The following is a 21538-nucleotide window of genomic DNA, read 5'->3' on the forward strand; positions in this document are numbered from 1 at the left end:
TGCGGGCCGTTTGCTGTTTTCCGCCTAGGACGCGCGCGCCTGTCACGGGCTTGTGCGGTGCATGTGAGGTGGGTTTGCGGCAAGCTGTGCCCCTGATTTGGGCCGGGGAACCCATGGGAGACCTCTTGGGGACACAGGGAGGAGGCCTGCGGTGTCACAAATGACTGCAAAAAATATATTCTTATTGCAAAACAAAGCGGTGGCGGGACTGTCGCTGCTGTTGATGCTATCCTGGCTGGCGGTGGCCCGTGCGGATCCCGCCGTCTGGGCGCGGGAATGGCCGACCACGGATTTTAGCCGCACCACTGTTGCGGACTGGGGCGAAATCAAATCCGGTGGCCCACCAAAGGATGGCATTCCGGCCCTGAGCGATCCGGCGTTTCACCCTGCGGCGCAGGTGAAGGGGCTGAGTCCCGCCGAGCCGGTTGTGGTGCTGGATCTGCCGGGGCAGGTGGCGCGTGCCTATCCGCTGCGCTACCTGATCTGGCATGAAATCGTCAATGACCGGGTGGGCGGCACGCCGGTTGCGGTGACCTATTGCCCCTTGTGCAATTCCGCGATGAGCTTTGACCGGCGGGTGGCTGGTCGCACCCTGAGTTTTGGTGTCACCGGCAAGCTGCGCCAGTCCGATATGGTAATGTATGACCGCGAGAGCGAGAGCTGGTGGCAGCAGGCCACCGGCACCGGGATCGTGGGCGAGATGACTGGCCGGGAGCTGCGGCAACTGCCCAGCTGGCTGGACAGTTGGCAGGGATTTCAGGCCGCCTACCCATTGGGGCTGGTGATGGCCGAGCCGCGCCACAACCGCAGCTACGGGCGCAATCCCTATCAGGGCTATGACCGGTCGAATTGGCCGTTTCTTTATGATGGCGCGCCACCGCCCCATGGTATCGCGCCGCTGGCGCGTGTGGTGCGGGTGGGGGATCGGGCCTGGCCCTTGGCGCGCTTGGCCAAGGCCGGGGAAATTCGCGAGGCCGGGGTGATCCTCAGCTGGCGGGCCGGGCAGGCCTCGGCGCTGGATGCGGGGCATGTCGGCAAGGGGCGCGATGTGGGATCGGTGCGGGTGCAGGGGCGCAATGGCGCGGATCTGCCCCATGATGTGATGTTTGCCTTTGCCTATCACGCCTTCTGGCCCAAGGGGGACTGGATGCTGGAGTGAGGGGGCGGCGCTCAGCTGAGTTCTGTACAAAAAATGGGCGCACCGACAAAGGCGCGCCCAAGGCCATATTCTGAGAGCGGTAACTGATCAGAACAGGAAGTTATCGGTATTCATCAGCTGGTCGACGGTCACGTCTTCGACCAGGATCGAGACATTGGCGAAAGTGATGCGCACATCCGCGCCCAGCTGTGCAAACCCAAGATGGTCGATCCGGTCGGCGCCACGGGTGATCTGGATCAGATCCTCACCCAGCTGGAAATCGGTGATGGTGTCACGGCCGGAGCCGCGGGCAAAGACAAAGCTGTCGCCGCCGCTGCCACCGGTCAGACGGTCGTGACCGGACTGGCCTATCAGCCGGTCGGCCCCATCGCTGCCAAACAAGGTGTCGTGGCCACGCCCGCCAATCAGCAGATCGTCGCCTGCATCGCCGCGCATCACGTCATGGCCTGCGCCGCCGCTCAGCCGGTCGTTGTCGGCGCCCCCGGTCAGCGTATCATTGGCGCGGCCCCCGGCCAGGGTATCGCGCCCGTCATCGCCGGTGATCAAATCGCGCCCACGCCCACCATTGAGCATGTCATCGCCTGCGCCGCCATGCAGCGTATCGGCGCCATTGCCGGCCTTCAGCGTGTCATTGCCGGCGTTGCCGTCGAGGCTGTCGTGGCCGCTGCCGCCGATCAACAGGTCATCGGCGTTGTCATCGGGGCCCACATCATTGTCGCCGCGCAGCGTGTCATTGCCCGCGCCGCCGATCAACGTGTCATTGCCGAGGCTGCCGCGCAGATTGTCATCACCTGCATTGCCGGAGAGGTGATCATCATCAAGCCCGCCATCAAGGAAGTCGTCGTTTTTTCCCCCGGAGAGCCTGTCTTCCCCGGCGCCTCCCAGCAGGAAATCCTTGCCCGCACCGCCGGTGATCGTGTCATCGCCGCCCCGGCCATGGATCATGTCAGAACGGTTGGTGTCATCGACATTGGTGCTGAGGAGGGCCTCATCCGTGGCGCTGCCTTCCTGAATATGCAGGGTCTGGTTGGCGAGCCGGACGGTTTCCACATTAAAGAGCATGTCGCGCCCCTTGGTGGTGGTCAGCAGTGCCCCGGCGCTGTCGTCAAAGGCGAAACTGTAGGTATGAACACCGTCTCCCAGAACCAGCTCATCCTGACCGGCGCCGCCAAAAATGGTGTCATCGCCGTCACCGGCGCGAATGGTGTCATTGCCGGCAAACCCGGTGATCCGCTCCCCGCCGTTCCAGGCAGAAGTGATGATGTCATCCCCGGAGAGGGCCACCGCCAGCAGCGCGTAGAGATCCCCATCCGCAATCATCTGCGAGGGCAGGGTGAAGCCGCTCACCGACATGATCAGCGACTGGTCATAAAACAGGCCAAAGCCATTGAGCGGGCTGTCGGGGCTCAGATTTCCACTCTCGTCAAAGCTGAAGCTGCCCTGAAACACCATGACAAAGGCACCATATTGCACCGCGATCTGGGTGTCCGTGGCGCTGAGAACCGCGACCTTGGTGAAATCGAAGTCACTGAAATCGAACGGCGGCGCCACATTTGACGCAGCCGTGACGAGAAGTTCTGCCATGGTCTGACCTACTGCTTGAATGCCTGACGCATCTTTTCGATGCTTTTGCGGTCAGCCTAGGCGGGAGGTTTTGGTCTGGGAAGGTTGTCGTTAATGAATTCTTAACCTTTGTTAAGCCTGTTGCGCAAATTCTTCACACCCGGATCTGTGTTTGTGCCGTCGACGGTTAGGAAAAAGGCGCATCCCTTGCGGGATACGCCTGTGATCTCGGGTAAACAGTCTGCCTCAGCAAAGATGAGGCTCAGAACAGAAAGTTGTCCGCATCCTCAATCTGCGCCAGCGTGCTGTTCTCCACCATGATGGTGACATCGGCAAAAGTGATCTGAACACTATTGCCTTGGCTGGTGAAGGTCAGATCATCGATCCCGTCAGCCCCGCGACCAATCTGGATCCGATCTTCGCCGACGGTGAAATCTGTGATGATGTCGGTGCCATAGCCGCGATGGAAGACAAATGTGTCGGCATGTGCACCGCCGGTCAGGGTGTCATTGCCCTCTTGGCCGATCAGCCGATCCTGCCCGCCATCGCCATAGATGCGGTCGTTGCCGCGCCCGCCCAGGAGCTGATCCCAGCCGGAGTTGCCGCGCAGTACATCGTGACCATCCTGTCCGCGCAAAGTGTCGTGACCACCACCGCCGATGAGCTTGTCACCGTGAGAACCGCCGCTGATGGCGTCCTCGCCGAGGTCGCCGGCCAACCAGTCCCGTCCGGAACCACCCAGGAGGATATCGTGCCCATCGCCACCTTTTAATGTGTCGTGGCCCTCGCCGCCCATCAGGTGGTCGTTACCCTCTTCGCCCAGCAGCATATCGCGCCCGGAGAGCCCGGCCAAAGTGTCAGCGCCAAGGCCGCCCAGCATGATGTCGCTGGTAAGGGTGCTGTCGCGATCGCCGCTCATTGAGGTGCTGCTGCTGGTGTCCACGCTCAGGGAAAAACTACGGTTGCTGAACTGCAGCTGTTCGATCGACAGCAGGGTATCTCTTCCGTCGGCAGAGTCGATCCAGACGCCGCCGTAGACCGAGGAGATGTCCGCCCGGCCATAAGTGTCGTGAATGATCAACCTGTCGGTGCCGTACCCTCCGTGGACGTAGTCATCGCCGATACCTAGGCTGATGACGTCATCACCGCCGTAGGCCAGCCAGCGGGTTCCTTCGGCCATATTCGAGGTGATTGTGTCATCACCTGTGAGAATGGCTGCTTCCAAGGCAGCGCCGCTGCTGGCGCTGAAGCGATAGAAGTTCATTGAGAACTCACTGATTGCGTAGACCGGTGTACCACCGGAGTTAACCGCCATCGACTCAATCGTCCAAAAATAGGGTGATGAAGATGAAAAATCCCCAGTCAGCGTGATGCTGGTGCCAGTGGGGCTGGTAAAAAACAACTGATTGACCGATCGGCTGTTCAGGCTGATGTTGTCAAAGCCAAGGTCGCCGAGGTTATTCAGCGACAGCGTGCCTGTCGGGTCATTTACGGTGAAAATAGCCATTGTCGAAAATATATGTCCTGATTGTGAGGGCGGCACGCATGATGCATGCAAATTTACCTATTTCCTACATTCGGCAACTTATAGGTGCAAGGCCCAGTATTTCAGGTTGCGCACTCTCCATATGCGACGTTGCGTTCGCTCTGCCTGCCAGTAACGTAACGTGCGCAGCACACAAAAAACGCCGCAGGGGGTGACCTGCGGCGTTTGGCTATTCTTGGCTGCCTGAATAGGCAGGTTTGGGATCAGCTGTCGGATTTATGTGCCGCGGTGGCTGCGGTGACGGCGGCTGAGGGGGCTGGTGCCGGGGCTGCGGCGCGGGGCGCTGCAGCTTTGCCGGGGTTCAGCGGATCGTCCTGACGCTGAACGGAGCCTTCGAAATGGGCGCCGCTTTCGATCGCGATGGTCTTGTGGATGATGTCGCCTTCGACGCGGGCGGTCGAGGTCAGGCGCACCTTCAGGCCGCGCACGCGGCCCACAATACGACCGTTGATCACCACGTCATCGGCAGTCACTTCGCCTTTGATGGTCGCGCTCTCGCCGATGGTCAGCAGATGGGCCCGGATGTCACCTTCGACGGTGCCTTCGACCTGAATGTCACCGGTGGTCTTGAGGTTGCCGGTGATGTGCAGATCCGAGCTGAGCACGGATGCCGGCGGCTTCGCCTTGGGGACGGTTGCCTTGAAATCGCTGGCGGGCGGAACCGGAGCGGAAGACGGCGCGGGCGCCGCAGGGGTTGCTTCGGCCGCTTTCTGGCCGGGCTCGTTGATTTTGCTCTTAGAAAACATTTCTCGCAGCCTTGATATAGATCATCGGGTTTACGGGGTTGCCATTGACCCGAACCTCGTAGTGGAGGTGGGTCCCGGTGGACCGTCCGGTGTTACCCATATCACTGATGTGATCGCCGCGCGAGACCCTTTGACCGACCTTGACGCGGATGTTGGAGTTATGGGCATATTTCGTCTCAATGCCAAAGGCATGTTGAATTGTAACAAGTTTTCCGTAGCCGGATTGCCAGCCCGCATGGGTCACAACCCCATCAGCGGTGGCAAAGATATCGGTGCCGGTGCGGCCAGCGAAATCGGAGCCCTTGTGCAGGCGGCGACCGCCTGTTTTGGGGTCACGGCGATAGCCGAAGCCGGAGCTGCGGCGCACCAGATTGAGGTTCACCGGCGAGGCAAAGGGCGCCTTTTGCGCGGCCAGCCGATAGAGGTTCAGCTGATTCATCTGATGCAGCAGGTTATTGGCGCGCAGCTCCTCGCGGGTGGGTTCCTCACCGCGCGTGGACAGGGCTAAAGGGCTGAGCGGACCGCCCTGACCGCTATATCCGCGCCGTACCTGTTCCAGAATACGGTCGGTGGGCATTCCGGCGCTGCGGAACATTTTGTCGAGCGGTGCGACAGACACTTCCATCGCCTCTTCCAGCTGGCGGAAGATCTGATCGTTGCGTTCATCCAGCAGACGCAGTTCCAGTTCAAGCGCGTCGCGCTGCTCAAGCGCGGATTGGGCGTTGGCCTCAATCTGGTCGCGCTGTGCGGCGGTTTCGGCCAGCGCGTCGGCCATGAATTCCATCTGAACCGGAGCGCTGACGGCCATCATCTGGGCGGGGCTGTCGGCGGCGGTTTCCTGCTTCAGCGCCACCAGTGCGTCGCGGGCGGTTTCGCGTTCCTTCATGGTCTGGCGCAGCGTGGTCTGAATCACCTCGATACCGGTTTCGAGTTCGCGGCGACGGGTCTCTGACGCGAGCAGTTCCGATTGCATGGAGGAGATCTGCGTCAGGGCGGCGTTGAACCGTTCCTGAGCGGCCAGCGCCTCGGCGGCGCGATCGTCGCGTTCGCCTGACAGCGCATTCAGGCGGGCGCGGTAGGTCATCTGATCGCGCTTGGCCTGTTCCCGGAAATTGCCGGAGCCGATGCTGTCCATCAGAACAATCGCAGTGGCAACAATAGACCAGGCCACCAGCAGCGCCATGCCCGCAAAGGCGATGAGCTGGGTTTCGGACCGGAGCCGAATGAAACGTGTATCTGAGTCAGACTTGAGGAACACCCGCCGTTCCGGAAACCGGCGTTCGAGAAATGCGTGAATTTTGATTGCCAGACGTGTCCGCACGCTTTGGTCCTTAGTCCTGCCCCAGTTGCGGCGCTGCTGTCACCGGCGCTCCTCCTGCCGGTTTCTTCTGGCCAGATCCGGTCCCATCGGAGCTGCCCTGCTGCAGTGCCAGGCCGCGTTAGCGCGCCATGGCGAAAGGGAATAGCCAGCCGGATGGGTTTGGGCAAGCCTGTTGACCCGCTGTTCGGCGGGTCCGCGCGGAAACGGCGCGGCAGCTGTGGGGATCAGCTGCGAAATGAGCGAAAATTCGCCGATATCTGACGGGGTTGGCGGGATCATGACGGCGCAGGCAGGGTGCCGGTGCGTACGATAAAGAGCGGCCCGCCGATGATAGGCAGGCCGATTTTATCTGTGGCGGGCAAAGGTTGCGCGGAATGCACCGCTGAAGGCCCGGCTGGGCGAGGCCTAGCGCAGGGCCGGGGGTTTGACCGGGATTTCGTCAGCGAGCGGCCAGTAGAAATCCGGCGGTATCCCGGCCTCGGCGCGTTTTTCCTCGTTGAAGGGCGGCTTCAGATGGCCATGGAAATATCTGCCGACGAGATCATGAAAGACCTCCTTCGGGTCCAGATTGTCGCGCCCACAAAGGAAGTGGAACCATTTTGATCCATAGGCCACATGGCTGACCTCTTCGGCATAGATCACCTCCAGCGCGTCAACCGCCTGAGTGAGCTTTGCCTTGCGGAAAACCTCGATCATGCCGGGGGTGACGTCCAGACCGCGCGCTTCCAGCACCATCGGCACGACGGCGAGGCGGCCCATCAGATCCTCGGCGGTGTCTTCGGCGGCGCGCCACATGCCGATATGGGCCGGCAGCTCTCCGTAGTAGCTGCTCAGGGCTTCAAGACAGTCGCACATCAGGTTGAAATGTTTGGATTCTTCATCCGCCGCCTTAACCCAGTCGTCAAAGAAGCCGAGCGGCATCGGCACATGGGAGAACCGCGCGATGATGTCCCAGTGCAGATCAACCGCGTTCAGTTCGATATGCGCCACGGCGTGCAGAAGCGCCTTGCGCCCGGCCTCGGACCCGGGGCGACGACGGGGCACATCGCGCGGGTTCAGAAGTTCGGGCTTATCGGGACGCGCGGGGTGCAGTGGCGGGCTGGCGGTGCCGACCTCAATCTTTGCCGCATCACCGGCGCGATAGGCAAACCAGTGCGCGGCATGGCGGCGCGACAGGGTGGTTTTCTCGCGGCCATCGGCGGTGGTCAGCACCTGCTGCGCCATCTGCGCAAGGCTGAGCGGGCGGTCAGGGCTGTCTGCGTTGGTCTGTGATGCGTCGCTGGTCATCTTCGCGGATCCGTTTCGGCGGTGGGCTGTTGAGTTGGGCTGATCTTGGCCATTCCCTGCCACCGGGCGCGCTGACCTGCAAGCGGATAGGCGACCCTGCGCCCGGCCACAGGGCATATGCAGGGCTGCCAGAATGGGCGATCAGAGCGCTTTGGCGGCCTCCAGCACTTCGGCGACATGGCCGTCGACCTTCACCTTGCGCCAGATCTGGGCAATGTTGCCCTCGGCGTCGATGAGGAAGGTCGAGCGTTCGATCCCCCAGTGTTTCTTGCCGTACATGTTCTTTTCCTTCCAGACGCCATAATCCTCGCAGGTGGTGCCTTCGGCATCAGAGAGGAGCGGCGTGGTCAGGCTGTGTTTGGCGACAAATTTGTCGTGTTTTGCGACCGGATCCTTGGAGATGCCATAGACCACCGCCCCGGCATCGGCAAAGGCCTGCAGATGCTCGGAAAATCCGATGGATTCCTTGGTGCAGCCCGGGGTATCATCGCGGGGGTAAAAGAACAGCACGACGGCCTTGCCGCGCAGCTCCTCCAACGTCACGGTGCCACCGCCATCGCGGGGCAGGTTAAAGGAGGGCGCGGGGTCTGAGGGGGCGAGCATAATTCGAGGTCTCCAAAACGGTTTCGCAGGGTTTGCGTGCCACAGTTAGGCCATCACAGGCAAAGGGAAAGCAAGGATTAAACCAGCCTCATCCAAAGCGGTGGATTCTGAACAGGAGCCATCTTCCTCTGCGTCGGCGGATGCCGTGCAGGATGCCGGGCCCAGTGGGGCCGCGGCCGCGGAGGGTGTGGCTGTCGCAAAGGCGGTGCCGCCGCCGGACGGGCCGGGGTTTCTGGGGCCGGATGAGGAGGCGCCGGAGGTGACCGCAGCGCCCGAAGGGGAAGAGGCCGAGGCGGAACGCATAATGCAGGACGAGGCGGTGCCGGTGCCGGTTCCGGGGCCACGGGCGTCCGATGGCATTTCCGCCGGGGATCTCGTCAAACCTGCTGACGAGGATGCAGAGACAGTGGCCGCTGCAGTGTCACAACCCGCTTCGGATGTCAGAGCCAAACCGAAGCCCCGCATCCTGCCCCGCATCCTGCCCCGCATCCTGCGCCGGATGCTGCGCAGTGCAGCCATCACCGCCGTGGTTCTGGCATTGCTGGCAAGCGGGGTTGTTTTCCTTGGGCTGGGGACGCGGCTTGACGCGCCGGATTGGCTGCGTGACCGGGTGGAGCGGCGGATTGAGCGGCATCTGGGCGGGTTGAGCATTGAATTCGGCGCCATTCATCTGGTGGTGAACCGGGGCTGGCGGCCCCGCATCAGCCTGCGCGATGTGACCCTGCGTGATGAAACCGGCGCGCGGGTGGCGCGGCTGGCGGATGCGCAGGCCTCGCTGGCGATGCGGCCGCTGCTGCGCGGTCAGATCCGGCCTAAGACCATCATGTTGAGCGGGCTTTACGGAACCCTGCGGCGGGACAATAGTGGCGGTCTGGCACTGAGTTTGGCCGAGGGGGAGGCACCGCTACGGCAGGCGGCCACCCTGCCTGCGCTGATTGAGCAATGGGACCGCCAGCTGGAGTTACCGGTGCTGTCAGCGCTGGTCGAGGTTGAGACCGACGCGCTGACCCTGCGCTATGAGGATGCGCGTCTGGGGCGGGTCTGGACGCTGGATGGCGGCAGCATTCGCATGAACCGCAGCGGTCAGGACATCGAACTGGCCGCCGGGTTCTCGCTACTGAGCGGGCGCGACTACGTTGGGACTGTTGAGGCGAATTACAGCTCCGCGATCGGCGACAAGGCGGCGGAATTTGGCGTGCTTGTCAATTCGGTGGCGAGCAAGGATATCGCTGCCCAAAGCGCAGCACTCGGCTGGCTGGATGTTCTGGACGCGCCGATTTCGGGGTCTCTGCGCGGCGCGATCAGCAGCGAGGGGGCCTTGCTGCCGGTCTCTGCCAGCTTGCAGATTGGTGAAGGGGTGATCCAGCCCACCGCCGCCACCCGCCCGGTGCCGATCACCGGCGCGCAGAGCTATTTCACCTATCTGCCGGACCGGCAGGAACTGCGCTTCAACGAGCTGTCGGTGAACAGCGGCTGGGGCTCCGGCACGATGGAAGGGCGGGCGCGTCTGATCGGGGTGGAAAACGGCCAGCTGACTGATCTGGTCGGACAATTGCGGTTTCAGGGACTGAGCCTCAACCCGGCGAAACTCTATGATACGCCACTGGATCTGGCCGGGGTGACGGCGGATTTCAAGCTGGAGATGGCGCCGTTCCGGCTGCGTCTGGGCGAGATGCTGGTGCGCGACGGTGAGACGCGGATCTTGCTGGATGGCGAGATTTCGGCGGGGCAGACGGGTTGGGATTACGCGCTGAACGGACGCGCCAACCGGATGACTGCCGAGCGGCTGAAAGAGGTCTGGCCTGCCGCAGCGCCGCCAAAGCCGCGCGAATGGGTGCGCGACAACCTGTTGGGTGGTTATGCGCGGGATGTGAATTTTGCCATGCGCGGCAGTGGCACGGCGAAACCCTTCGTCTATCTCGATCTGGCCTTTGAAGATGCGGCGGTGAAATTCCAGAAATCGCTGCCCCCTCTGCGGGAGGCCGCCGGGCAGTTCAGCCTTTACGGCAACCGGTTGGTGGTGATGGCGACAAAGGGCTGGGTGACGGCGGATCAGGGCGGGCGCGTGGATGCGGCGGGTACGTCGTTCATTATTCCTGACACTTCGGTGAAGGACGGCGCGCCGGGGATCGCCCGGATTGAGGCCTCGGGCCCGGTGACGGCGGCGCTCTCGCTGCTCAACCGTCCGCCGCTTTCGGTGATGGACAAGGCGGGGTTGCCGGTGGATCTGGCCTCCGGACAGGTGGCGCTGAGCGGGACGCTGTCCCTGCCGCTGCGCAAAGGGGTGACACCGGAGGAGATCACCTATCACTACAGGGGGCGTATACGCGATGCGGCCAGTGCTGTGCTGGTGCCGGGAGAGAGCCTCTCGGCTGAGGTGCTGGGGCTGAGCGGGGATCAGGGCCACGTGCAGATTGAGGGGGACGGAGCGCTTTCGGGGGTGCCGGGCAGCCTCGTCTGGCGGCAGGCGGTCGGTCCGGCAGTGGAGCGGGCGAGTGCAGCGGCGGGTCAGGCGCCACCTGTGCGGGTCAAAGGCACGATTGAGCTGTCGCAGGACACGGTTGATAGGTTTGATATCGGGCTGCCTGCGGGATCGGTATTCGGTCGCGGTGTGGGCCGGTATGAGGTGGTGATCGACAAGGGCGTGGCGCCGAAGCTGACGCTGGAGAGCGATCTGAGCGGGCTGGGCCTGCGGATCCCGGCGCTGAGCTGGCGGTTGAGCGAAGCCACCACCGGCCAGCTGCGGATGCGCGCCACTCTGGGAGAGACGCCACGGGTGGAGGCGCTGTCGCTTGAGGGGGCGGGGTTGCAGGCCTCGGGCAATGTGACATTGGCGCCGGGGGGCGGTCTCAGCCGGGCGTTGTTTGATCGGGTGGAATTGCGAAACTGGTTCCGGGGGGCGGTTGAGCTGGTCGGGCGCGGTACGCGGGCGCCGGGCATTAATATCCGTAGCGGTGTGCTGGATCTGCGACAGATGCCCGATGGATCGGGCGGCAGTGGCAGCAGCGGTGGCTCCTCAGGCGGGTCAGGACCCATCAACCTGCAACTGGACCGGATGCAGGTCACGGACAGCATCGCGCTGACAGGCTTTCGCGGGCGGTTTTCCACCACCGGCGGGTTGAATGGCAATTTTACCGCGGCGCTGAACGGGCAAACCGGGGTCAATGGCGTTGTGGTGCCGAAGGATGGCGGTTTTGCCACCCGGATCCAGTCGCAGGATGCCGGCGGCGTGTTCCGCGCGGCGGGGGTGTTGCGCCATGGATCGGGCGGAACGTTTGATATGTCGCTGGTGCCCGCCCCCGGCGCGCCCGGTGAATATGACGGCCAGATTGAGGTGAAGAACACCCGCATTAAGGACGCGCCATCCATGGCGGCGCTGCTGAACGCGGTGAGCGTGGTCGGGCTGATTGATGCGCTGGCGGGGCAGGGCATTCTGTTCACGACGGTAGAGGCCAAGTTCCGGCTGGGGGCGACCCATCTGATCGTCCATGAAAGCAGCGCGGTGGGGCCGTCGATTGGTCTGTCGATGGATGGCAATTATGATCTGGAGCGCAGTGTTCTGAATATGCGGGGCGTGATCTCTCCGATCTATCTGCTCAATGCGGTTGGCCGGGTCTTTACCCGCAAGGGGGAGGGGCTGATTGGCTTTGCCTTCACTTTGAAGGGGGCGGCGGATGATCCGCGTGTTCAGGTGAACCCGCTGTCGGGGCTGGCGCCGGGGATTTTCCGCGAATTGTTTCGGGGTCCGGCGCCAAGCCTGCCGGGGGAGGAGCCACCCAGCACCGTGGTGCCACGGGCCGAGCGGGAACGGCCGCCCTATTCCGTCTCACCCGGCGAAGATCGCTAGTGGGCGGACCTGGGGGCGGAGGCCGATTTCGGCGCGGTGTTTGGCGGTTATCTGCACAAAACCTGTTGGCCAAGGGCGGCGCAACAGCCTATATCGCAGCCTATGAAACTCAGTGATTTTGACTTCGATCTTCCCGATGACCGCATTGCCACCCGTCCGGCAGTGCCGCGCAGCTCCGCGCGGCTGCTGGTGGCGGAAGGCGACCGTATCAGGGATGCGCGCGTGGCCAACCTGGGCCAGTGGCTGCGGTCCGGCGACCGGCTGGTGCTGAATGACACCAAGGTGATTCCCGCGCGCCTCAGCGGGTTGCGTCACCGCGACACCGCACAGGGGCCGATGGCCGCCAAGGTGGAGGTCACGCTGCTCGATCCGGGCGCGGATGGCAGCTGGGCGGCGCTTTTGAAACCGCTGAAGAAGGTCAAGCCGGGCGAAGAGATCATTTTCTCCGACGCGCTTAGCGCGACATTGGAGCGGATTGAAGACGGGCAGGGCCATCTGAAATTCAATCTGAGTGGTACCGATTTTGATGCCGCTTTGGCGGAGGCCGGCGCAATGCCGCTGCCACCTTATATTGCCGCCAAACGACCAGCGGATGAGCAGGACAAAACCGACTATCAGACCGTCTGGGCGCGCAATTCCGGTGCGGTGGCGGCCCCCACGGCATCCTTGCATTTTGACGATGCGCTGTTGGCGGAGTTGCAGGCCAAGGGTGTCGAGATCAGCTATGTCACACTGCATGTGGGCGCGGGCACCTTCCTGCCGGTGAAGGTGGAGGATGTGACCACCCACCGGATGCATGCCGAATGGGGCCGCGTCAGCGCCGAGGCGGCGACGGAGATTGCCGCGACCAAGGCGGCAGGCGGGCGGGTGATCCCGGTTGGCACCACGGCATTGCGTCTGATCGAAAGTGCGGCACAATCGGGTGCGATCCAGCCCTGGGAAGGGGATACTGATATCTTTATCTATCCCGGTTTCACCTTCCATGTGGCGGATGCGCTGATGACCAATTTCCACCTGCCGAAATCGACGCTGCTGATGCTGGTGTCGGCGCTGATGGGGCAGGACCGGATTCGGGCGATCTATGATCATGCGCTGGCCGAGGAATACCGGTTCTTTTCCTACGGCGATGCGTCGCTTTTGATCCCGCCTACGGCGGAGATGTCGCAGACCTGAGGCGCAATTTCAGCGAAAAGCAGATTTAACCGGTTGGTCCTATGGTCTTGCCGGATTCTGTCGTCACCGGGTCTGCCATGGGCACACCCGGTTTTTTGGCTCTCTTGGTCATGAAAACGCCATGGGATTTCGTTCATAACGGCGCGCGGTGATGGCGATGTCCGTGACCAATTCAACACCCCCAGCGAGGGGCCAGAGCCTGTTAGGCGTGCTCTGGCACAGATAAGCGAAGTAGGAGATACGGGCGATGTGGCAGGTGCTGTCGAGCGCATGGGCGCTGCTGTTGGGCATGGGAATGCTGATGATCGGCAACGGTCTGCAGGGCACTCTCTTGGGTGTGCGAGGGGATATCGAAGGGTTCTCTACGTTACAGATGTCCTTTGTTATGTCGGCCTATTTTGTGGGCTTTCTGGGCGGGTCCCGACTGGCGCCGGAGATGATCCGGCGGGTTGGTCATGTGCGGGTCTTTGCGGCGCTGGCCTCGTTCATCTCGGCTGTGATGATTCTATACCCGGCTGTCACCAACCCGGTGGCCTGGATGTTGTTGCGCGTGGTGATCGGTTTTTGCTTCTCCGGCGTGTATGTGACCGCAGAAAGCTGGCTCAACAACGCCTCCGACAATGCCAACCGGGGCAAGGCGCTGTCGCTGTATATGATCGTGCAGATGATCGGTATCGTCAGCGCTCAGGCGTTGCTGCTGGTGGGGGATCCGTCGGGCTATGAGACCTTCGTGATTGCCTCGGTGGTGGTTTCGGTGTCCTTCGCGCCCATTTTGCTGTCGATTTCGCCGACGCCTGCCTTTGACCGGACCAAACCGATGTCACTGCGCCAGCTGATGGATGCCTCGCCCTTGGGCTGTGTTGGCATGTTCCTGCTGGGTGGTGTGTTCTCTGCCCAGTTCGGCATGAGTGCGGTTTATGCGGCCTCTGCGGGGCTGAGCCTCACCCAGATCTCGATCTTTGTTGCGACCTTCTACGTGGGGGCCGTGGTGATGCAATATCCGCTGGGCTGGATGTCGGACCGGATGGACCGCCGGATTCTGATCCTGTTTGGCGCGGCTGTAGCGGGCGCTGCGGCGATTGGTGCGATGATCCTTGGGACCGATTTCAATTTCCTGCTGATTGCGGCCTTCCTGATTGGCGGCATGACCAACCCGCTTTACTCATTGCTGATCGCCCATACCAATGACTACCTCGACTATGATGATATGCCGGCGGCCTCTGGCGGGCTGGTGTTCATCAACGGGCTGGGGGCTGTGGCCGGACCGCTGATCACGGGCTGGATGATGGGTGACAGCGTGTTTGGCGCGCCGGGGTTCTTTTTGTTCATGGCGGTGCTGCTGCTGCTGCTGGCGGTCTATGCGGGCTATCGCACGACTCAGCGCCCGGCCATTCCGACGGATGAGACCGGGATCATGTCACCCATGGCCCCAACCGGGTCACCTGTTGTGGTTGAGTTTGCCCAGGAATACGCAATCGAAACGGACATTGAAGAGCAGGAAGCCGCCGCCGAAACGAGCTGATTGCGCTAACTTGCGGGATTTGTGATGAAATTTTCACGAAACTGTCGTGTATGACGCAAATCGTGACGGGCTTCCCCTTGTAAAATCTCTGCAAAAGCGTCTGAATTTCAGGACGGTATCTATGTGGAGGCAGACCTATGACAGGTCCTGAGGAGATCCTAGACTTCTGGCTCGTGAGCACGGGTGAGAAGGGCTGGTATATGCAGGATGACGCACTGGATCAGGAGATCCGGCGCCGGTTCGAGACGACGTGGGAGGCCGCCTGTGAGGGCAAATGCGACCACTGGCGCAGCGGGCCGAAGGGGGTTCTGGCCTATATCATCCTGACCGACCAGTTCCCGCGTAATATGTTCCGGGGCGAGGCGCAGGCCTTTGCCACGGATACGCTGGCGCTGGCGGCGGCGAAATGTGCGATCAGCAAGTCCTGGGACATGAAGATTGATGAGCCGCAGCGGCAGTTTTTCTACCTGCCGCTGATGCACTCGGAGAACCTGTGCGATCAGGAGCGCTGTGTGCGGCTGATGCTGGAGCGGATGCCCAAGAACGGCGCGTCCAACCTGCTGCATGCGCGGGCCCACCGCGAGGTGATCCGTCAGTTTGGTCGCTTCCCCTATCGCAATGAGGCGCTGTCGCGCAGCAGCACGGCGCCGGAAATGGATTATGTGATGGCTGGCGGTTATGGCAGCACCATGCGCAGTCTTCAGGCCGCAGGCTGAGGCAGTTGCCTTTCGGGCTTGCCTGAAACGCATCCTGCCCTGACACTGGTTTTGCGCCGCGCCCCAAGGATCGGGGCGCGGCGTAGCTGTTTCTTGCATGGCCGCTATGAGCCTGCACTGGATGATTGCAGTGCTGCGGGAAATAGTTTAACGGTGAACTAGTTTTTGATCCAGCTTGGCGAGGAACCACCATGGCCGCAGAAACCTATGACGTGATCGTAATCGGCGCAGGGCCGGGGGGCTATGTGGCCGCCATCCGCGCCGCTCAGCTGGGGCTGAAGACCTGCATTGTCGAGCGCGAGCATATGGGTGGCATCTGTCTGAACTGGGGCTGCATCCCAACCAAGGCGCTGCTGCGGTCGTCGGAAGTGTTTCACCTGATGGAGCGGGCGAAGGATTTCGGGCTGAAAGCCGACAACATCGGCTATGATCTGGACGCGGTGGTCAAACGCTCACGCGGGGTCGCCAAACAGCTCAGCTCCGGCATCGGCCATCTGATGAAGAAGAACAAGATTGCCGTGGTCATGGGCGAGGCGACGCTCCCGACCAAGGGCAGGGTGTCTGTGAAAACCGAAAAGGGCACGCAGGAACTGGCGGCGAAGAACATCGTGTTGGCCACCGGCGCGCGAGCACGGGAGCTGCCGGGGCTGGAAGCGGACGGCGATCTGGTCTGGACCTACAAACACGCGCTGGATCCGGTACGGATGCCGAAAAAGCTGCTGGTCATCGGTTCCGGCGCCATCGGCATCGAATTTGCAAGTTTCTACAATACCTTGGGCGCCGATACGACTGTTGTCGAAGTCATGGACCGGGTGCTACCGGTGGAAGATGCGGAGATTTCCGCCTTTGCCAAGAAGGCCTTTGTCAAACAGGGCATGAAGATCATGGAGAAAGCCATGGTCAAACAGCTGGATCGTGGCAAGGGCAAGGTCACCGCCCATATTGAGGTCGGCGGCAAGGTCGAGAAACAGGAATTCGATACCGTGATTTCTGCTGTCGGTATCGTCGGCAATGTTGAGGGGCTGGGCCTGGAAGGTCTGGGCGTCAAGGTTGACCGTACCCATGTTGTGACAGATGAATACTGCCGCACCGGGGTCGATGGGCTTTATGCCATCGGCGATATCGCCGGCGCGCCCTGGCTTGCGCATAAGGCGTCGCACGAGGGCGTCATGGTGGCCGAGCTGATCGCGGGCAAACACGCGCACGCTGTAAAGCCCGAAAGCATTGCCGGTTGCACCTATTGCCATCCGCAGGTCGCCTCCGTCGGCTACACCGAGGCCAAGGCGAAGGAACTGGGGTACGATATCAAGGTTGGTCGCTTCCCCTTCATCGGCAACGGCAAGGCGATTGCACTGGGCGAGGCCGAGGGCATGGTGAAGACCATCTTTGACGCCAAAACAGGTGAGCTTTTGGGTGCGCATATGGTTGGTGCGGAAGTGACCGAGATGATTCAGGGTTATGTGGTGGGTCGCCAGCTGGAGACCACCGAAGAAGATCTGATGAACACTGTCTTCCCGCATCCGACGCTCAGCGAGATGATGCATGAGAGCGTGCTCGATGCCTTTGACCGGGTGATCCATATGTAAGCTGGTCTTCGGGCCTGCTTAACTGAGATGACAGAGACGCCCGAGGCTATGCTTCGGGCGTTTTGCATATGGTTTTGGCGGCAGCGCTCAGTCTGTCTGGTGCTTCGCGATGGGGCAGGGTATGCCATGCGCTTCGGCCGGTCCTGGCGGATTCCATGCGCGACGCGCGATTGCAATGAGGGCAGCCCCATGAACACATCCCATATCAGCCAGCCGCAGACCCGTTGGGGTGTGGTGATGATCATCTGGGCCGCCGGTCTGGGGGCCGCGGCGCAATATGGCAAGATCAGCGTCATCTTCGACCAGCTTGAGGTATTGTACCCGGGGGCCGGTTCGACGCTCAGCCTGACGGTGACCATGGTCGGGGTGCTGGGCATTCTGTTGGGCGTGGTAGCGGGCGGGTTTGTCGCCTCGTTCGGCTATCGCCGCAGCCTTGTCTGGGCGCTGTGGATCGGGGCGGCGATGTCGGCACTTCAGGCGCTGAATCTGCCCTATGGTCTGTTTCTGGCAACACGGCTGATCGAAGGCCTGTCGCATCTGGGGATCGTGGTGGCAGCCCCAACGCTGATCCCGCAGATCTGTAGCCCGCGCCACCGTGGCACGGCGCTGTCGATCTGGAGTACCTTCTTTGGTGTCTCCTTTGCGCTGCTGGTATGGTTTGGCCTGCCGCTGGTTGCCGGGTTTGGCCTGTTGTCGCTGTTTGGCGCCCATGCGCTGGTGATGGCAGGTCTGGCGCTGGTGCTGGGACGGGTGTTGAAGACGGTGCAGGTGCCCCCCCGTTTGCCGCTGGCCAAGCTGGCGGATCTGCCGGGCCTGCATCTTGAGATCTACCGCTCTGCGGCGAAAGTGGCCCCGGCGGCGGGCTGGCTGTTCTATACCACCTGTTTCGTGGCGCTTCTGACGGTGTTGCCACCGCATCTGGACCCTGCGGTGCGGGTGGGTGTGATCAGTGCCATGCCGCTGGTCAGCATTGCCACCTCGATGACGCTGGGCGTTTGGCTGCTGCGCCGGATGGCGGCAGTACGTGTGGTACAGGCCGGGTTTCTGTTAGCCGCTGGTGGTGCGGTCTGGCTGCTGCTGATGCCCGGTCTGCCGCTGGCCTGCATGGCGCTGGCGGTGGCCTTTGGGCTGGTGCAGGGGGCCAGCTTTGCCTCGGTGCCGCAGCTGAACGCTGAGGCGGCGGAGCAGGCGCAATCCAATGGCGCGATGAGCCAGGCCGGAAATATGGGCAATGCTATCGGTACGCCGCTGATGGTGGCCGCCGTTGCTGTTGGCGGATACCATGGAATGATGATGCTGGCGCTGGTGTTGTTCCTCGGCGGCTTTGCCGTGCATGCGATGCTGGCACGGCGGCGCGGGCAAACCGCAGCAATCTGAGCGTGTTCGCGCTCCGTTCTCATTTTTCTATTGGAGACTCGGCGCGCAGTCCCTATCTGTAGGGTCGGACACCGGCTGCAAGGGCGACTGGCGTTGAATCTGGGGGCAGTATGGCTGAGTTGAAATCGATCGAAGTGCGCGGTGCGCGCGAGCACAACCTGAAAAACATCGACGTGGATATCCCGCGCGATCAGCTGGTGGTGATCACCGGATTGTCCGGCTCGGGCAAGTCCAGCCTCGCGTTTGATACCATCTATGCAGAGGGTCAGCGCCGCTATGTCGAGAGCCTGTCGGCCTATGCGCGCCAGTTTCTTGATATGATGGAAAAGCCGGATGTGGATCATATCAGCGGCCTCTCGCCTGCGATCTCCATCGAGCAAAAGACGACATCGAAAAACCCGCGTTCGACTGTGGGCACCGTGACTGAGATTTACGATTATCTGCGTCTGTTGTTTGCCCGTGCGGGGACGCCCTATTCGCCGGCCACCGGAATGCCGATCGAGGCGCAGCAGGTGCAGGACATGGTCGACCGGATCATGACGCTGGAGGAGGGCACCCGTGGCTTCCTGCTGGCGCCCATCGTGCGGGACCGCAAGGGGGAATACCGCAAGGAATTCCTGGAGCTGCGCAAGCAGGGGTTCCAGCGCGTGAAGGTCGATGGCGAATTCTACGAACTGGATGAGCCGCCGACATTGGACAAGAAGTTCCGCCATGACATCGACGTCGTTGTTGATCGTCTGGTTGTCCGTGAGGGTCTGGAAACCCGGCTGGCCGACAGCCTGCGGACCGCGCTGGATCTGGCCGATGGGATTGCCATTTTGGAAACCGCCCCGCGTGCTGCCGAGGGTGAAGAGGCGCCTGAGCCGGAGCGGATCACCTTTTCCGAGAATTTTGCCTGCCCGGTCAGCGGTTTCACCATCCCCGAGATCGAACCGCGGCTGTTCTCCTTTAACGCGCCGTTTGGCGCCTGCCCGGAATGTGACGGTCTGGGGGTTGAGCTGTTCTTTGACGAGCGTCTGGTGGTGCCGGATCAGAACCTGAAAATCTATGACGGGGCGCTGGCGCCCTGGCGCAAGGGCAAATCGCCCTATTTCCTGCAGACCATCGAAGCCATCGCCAAGCATTATCAGTTCAACAAAAACACCAAGTGGAAAGACCTGCCGAACAAGGTGCAGCAGGTGTTCCTGCGCGGCTCCGGCGACGAGGAAATCAAATTCCGCTACGATGAAGGCGGCCGCGTCTATGAGGTGACGCGCGTCTTCGAAGGGGTCATTCCGAATATGGAACGGCGCTACCGGGAGACGGATTCCAACTGGATCCGCGAAGAATTCGAACGCTACCAGAACAACCGGTCCTGCGGTGTCTGCGAAGGCTATCGTCTGCGCGAAGAGGCGCTGGCGGTTAAAATCGGTCCTGCTGGCGGCCGCCCGGATCAACTGCTGCATGTGGGGCAGGTGGTGCAGATGTCGATCCGCGAGGCGCTGGCCTGGATCGAGGATGTGCCCAATCAGCTGTCGGCGCAGAAGCAGGAAATCGCCCGCGCCATCGTGAAGGAAATTCGCGAACGGCTTGGATTTCTGAACAATGTCGGTCTGGAATATCTGACCCTGAGCCGCAATGCCGGCACGCTCTCCGGTGGGGAGAGCCAGCGGATCCGTCTGGCATCGCAGATCGGCTCTGGTCTGACAGGCGTTCTTTATGTGCTGGATGAGCCGTCCATCGGGCTGCATCAGCGTGACAATGACCGGTTGCTGGAAACACTGAAAAACCTGCGGGATCAGGGCAATACGGTGATCGTGGTCGAACATGACGAGGACGCGATCCGCGAGGCGGATTATGTCTTTGACATCGGGCCGGGTGCGGGTGTGCATGGCGGGCAGGTGGTTAGCCACGGCACGCCAGAGATGGTGGCCGCTGATGAAGGCTCGATCACCGGGCAGTATCTGTCCGGCACACGCGAGATCGCGGTGCCATCGGTGCGCCGCAAAGGCAATGGGAAATCGGTGAAGGTGGTCAAGGCCACCGGCAACAACCTCAAGAACGTCACGGCGGAGTTCCCGCTGGGCAAGTTCCTTTGTGTGTCGGGCGTGTCGGGCGGCGGCAAGTCCACGTTGACCATTGAAACCCTGTTCAAAACCGCGTCCATGCGCCTCAACGGTGCGCGCCAGACGCCGGCCCCCTGTGAAACCATCAAGGGGTTGGAGCATCTGGATAAGGTGATCGACATTGACCAGCGGCCCATTGGCCGGACACCGCGGTCAAACCCGGCGACCTATACCGGGGCCTTTACCCCGATCCGCGAGTGGTTTGCCGGGCTGCCGGAATCCAAAACCCGTGGCTACAAACCGGGGCGGTTTTCCTTCAACGTGAAGGGCGGGCGCTGCGAGGCCTGTCAGGGCGACGGTGTTATTAAAATCGAGATGCATTTCCTGCCGGATGTCTATGTGGAATGTGAGACATGTAAGGGCGCACGCTACAACCGCGAGACGCTGGAAATCCAGTTCAAGGGCAAGTCGATTGCCGATGTGCTGGATATGACGGTGGAGGATGCGCAGCAGTTTTTCCAGGCGGTGCCGTCGATCCGTGACAAGATGGATGCGCTGATGCGGGTGGGCCTTGGCTATATCAAGGTCGGCCAACAGGCGACCACCTTGTCGGGCGGCGAGGCGCAGCGGGTCAAACTGTCGAAGGAACTGGCCAAACGGTCCACCGGGCGAACGCTGTATATTCTGGATGAGCCGACCACAGGTCTGCATTTCGAGGATGTTCGCAAGCTGCTGGAAGTGCTGCATGAATTGGTCGAACAGGGCAACTCCGTGGTGGTGATCGAGCATAATCTGGATGTGATCAAAACCGCCGACTGGATCATTGATATTGGGCCGGAAGGCGGCGATGGCGGCGGCGAAATCGTGGCCGCAGGCACGCCGGAGGATGTGGCTGCAACGAAGGGCAGCCATACCGGTCACTACCTCAAAGAGATCCTCGACGCCCGCAGTCTCGCGGCGGAGTGATCCGCCGCAGGCTTTGCAGTATCCCTCGACGGATTTGACCCCAAAAAACGAAGCGCCGCCGACGTTCTGTCAGCGGCGCTT

Annotated in this window: 14 protein-coding genes; 8 read left to right on the plus strand and 6 right to left on the minus strand. The window is 61.9% G+C overall.

What is annotated here, in order from left to right; genetic code table 11:
- The first annotated feature begins 160 nt into the window (after nucleotides 1–160).
- A complete protein-coding gene (locus INHI_RS0107000; RefSeq protein ID WP_051338958.1) occupies nucleotides 161–1159 on the plus strand; it encodes a DUF3179 domain-containing protein in 999 nt (332 codons plus the stop codon).
- An 87-nt stretch (nucleotides 1160–1246) separates the two neighbouring features.
- Here INHI_RS0107000 and INHI_RS0107005 read toward each other — a convergent pair whose 3' ends face one another.
- The 6 genes from INHI_RS0107005 to INHI_RS0107035 form a co-directional block, all read right to left on the minus strand.
- Complete coding sequence (locus INHI_RS0107005; RefSeq protein ID WP_027247199.1) at nucleotides 1247–2743, minus strand: calcium-binding protein; 1497 nt, start codon at nucleotides 2741–2743, stop codon at nucleotides 1247–1249.
- A gap of 241 nt (nucleotides 2744–2984) precedes the next feature.
- Nucleotides 2985–4229, minus strand: a complete 1245-nt coding sequence (locus INHI_RS0107010; protein WP_014880139.1) for a calcium-binding protein — start codon at nucleotides 4227–4229, stop codon at nucleotides 2985–2987.
- A gap of 242 nt (nucleotides 4230–4471) precedes the next feature.
- Nucleotides 4472–5014 (minus strand): bactofilin family protein, encoded by a 543-nt coding sequence (locus INHI_RS0107015; protein ID WP_027247200.1) that lies wholly within the window; start codon nucleotides 5012–5014, stop codon nucleotides 4472–4474.
- On the minus strand, nucleotides 5004–6335 hold the full coding sequence (locus INHI_RS0107020) for a M23 family metallopeptidase (protein ID WP_014874843.1): 1332 nt from the start codon (nucleotides 6333–6335) through the stop codon (nucleotides 5004–5006). The genes INHI_RS0107015 and INHI_RS0107020 overlap by 11 nt, the downstream gene beginning before the upstream one ends.
- A 405-nt stretch (nucleotides 6336–6740) precedes the next feature.
- A complete protein-coding gene (locus INHI_RS0107030) occupies nucleotides 6741–7622 on the minus strand; it encodes a ferritin-like domain-containing protein (RefSeq protein WP_036766963.1) in 882 nt (293 codons plus the stop codon).
- A 141-nt stretch (nucleotides 7623–7763) separates the two neighbouring features.
- The gene (locus tag INHI_RS0107035; RefSeq protein ID WP_014874841.1) at nucleotides 7764–8225 is read right to left on the minus strand and encodes a peroxiredoxin; all 462 of its coding nucleotides are present in this window, start codon (nucleotides 8223–8225) and stop codon (nucleotides 7764–7766) included.
- A gap of 187 nt (nucleotides 8226–8412) precedes the next feature.
- Here INHI_RS0107035 and INHI_RS0107040 point away from each other — a divergent pair, with 187 nt between their 5' ends.
- From INHI_RS0107040 to uvrA, 7 genes are all read left to right on the plus strand, one after another.
- Nucleotides 8413–12072, plus strand: coding sequence for a YhdP family protein (locus INHI_RS0107040; RefSeq protein ID WP_415837514.1), 3660 nt, complete (start codon nucleotides 8413–8415; stop codon nucleotides 12070–12072).
- A 102-nt stretch (nucleotides 12073–12174) separates the two neighbouring features.
- A complete protein-coding gene (gene queA / locus INHI_RS0107045; protein WP_027247203.1) occupies nucleotides 12175–13245 on the plus strand; it encodes a tRNA preQ1(34) S-adenosylmethionine ribosyltransferase-isomerase QueA in 1071 nt (356 codons plus the stop codon).
- Nucleotides 13246–13492: 247 nt separating this feature from the next.
- A complete protein-coding gene (locus INHI_RS0107050; RefSeq protein WP_014880134.1) occupies nucleotides 13493–14767 on the plus strand; it encodes an MFS transporter in 1275 nt (424 codons plus the stop codon).
- A gap of 137 nt (nucleotides 14768–14904) precedes the next feature.
- The gene (locus INHI_RS0107055) at nucleotides 14905–15483 is read left to right on the plus strand and encodes a DUF924 family protein (RefSeq protein ID WP_014874837.1); all 579 of its coding nucleotides are present in this window, start codon (nucleotides 14905–14907) and stop codon (nucleotides 15481–15483) included.
- A gap of 191 nt (nucleotides 15484–15674) precedes the next feature.
- Entirely contained in the window at nucleotides 15675–17069 is a 1395-nt protein-coding gene (gene lpdA, locus INHI_RS0107060) for a dihydrolipoyl dehydrogenase (protein ID WP_027247204.1), read from the plus strand.
- A gap of 126 nt (nucleotides 17070–17195) precedes the next feature.
- Complete coding sequence (locus tag INHI_RS0107065; RefSeq protein WP_027247205.1) at nucleotides 17196–18446, plus strand: MFS transporter; 1251 nt, start codon at nucleotides 17196–17198, stop codon at nucleotides 18444–18446.
- Nucleotides 18447–18556: 110 nt separating this feature from the next.
- A complete protein-coding gene (uvrA, locus tag INHI_RS0107070) occupies nucleotides 18557–21457 on the plus strand; it encodes an excinuclease ABC subunit UvrA (RefSeq protein ID WP_027247206.1) in 2901 nt (966 codons plus the stop codon).
- Nucleotides 21458–21538: the final 81 nt, after the last annotated feature.

It is taken from the genome of Phaeobacter inhibens DSM 16374, assembly GCF_000473105.1.
Classification (GTDB): domain Bacteria; phylum Pseudomonadota; class Alphaproteobacteria; order Rhodobacterales; family Rhodobacteraceae; genus Phaeobacter; species Phaeobacter inhibens.

Excerpts from the sequence above, each read along its gene's own strand:
- INHI_RS0107005 (WP_027247199.1), bottom strand. The coding sequence starts at position 2,743 with ATGGCAGAACTTCTCGTCACGGCTGCGTCAAATGTGGCGCCGCCGTTC.
- uvrA (WP_027247206.1), top strand. The coding sequence starts at position 18,557 with ATGGCTGAGTTGAAATCGATCGAAGTGCGCGGTGCGCGCGAGCACAAC.
- INHI_RS0107055 (WP_014874837.1), top strand. The coding sequence starts at position 14,905 with ATGACAGGTCCTGAGGAGATCCTAGACTTCTGGCTCGTGAGCACGGGT.
- INHI_RS0107065 (WP_027247205.1), top strand. The coding sequence starts at position 17,196 with ATGCGCTTCGGCCGGTCCTGGCGGATTCCATGCGCGACGCGCGATTGC.
- INHI_RS0107035 (WP_014874841.1), bottom strand. The coding sequence starts at position 8,225 with ATGCTCGCCCCCTCAGACCCCGCGCCCTCCTTTAACCTGCCCCGCGAT.
- INHI_RS0107010 (WP_014880139.1), bottom strand. The coding sequence starts at position 4,229 with ATGGCTATTTTCACCGTAAATGACCCGACAGGCACGCTGTCGCTGAAT.
- lpdA (WP_027247204.1), top strand. The coding sequence starts at position 15,675 with ATGGCCGCAGAAACCTATGACGTGATCGTAATCGGCGCAGGGCCGGGG.
- INHI_RS0107015 (WP_027247200.1), bottom strand. The coding sequence starts at position 5,014 with ATGTTTTCTAAGAGCAAAATCAACGAGCCCGGCCAGAAAGCGGCCGAA.
- INHI_RS0107030 (WP_036766963.1), bottom strand. The coding sequence starts at position 7,622 with ATGACCAGCGACGCATCACAGACCAACGCAGACAGCCCTGACCGCCCG.
- queA (WP_027247203.1), top strand. The coding sequence starts at position 12,175 with ATGAAACTCAGTGATTTTGACTTCGATCTTCCCGATGACCGCATTGCC.
- INHI_RS0107000 (WP_051338958.1), top strand. The coding sequence starts at position 161 with ATGACTGCAAAAAATATATTCTTATTGCAAAACAAAGCGGTGGCGGGA.
- INHI_RS0107050 (WP_014880134.1), top strand. The coding sequence starts at position 13,493 with ATGTGGCAGGTGCTGTCGAGCGCATGGGCGCTGCTGTTGGGCATGGGA.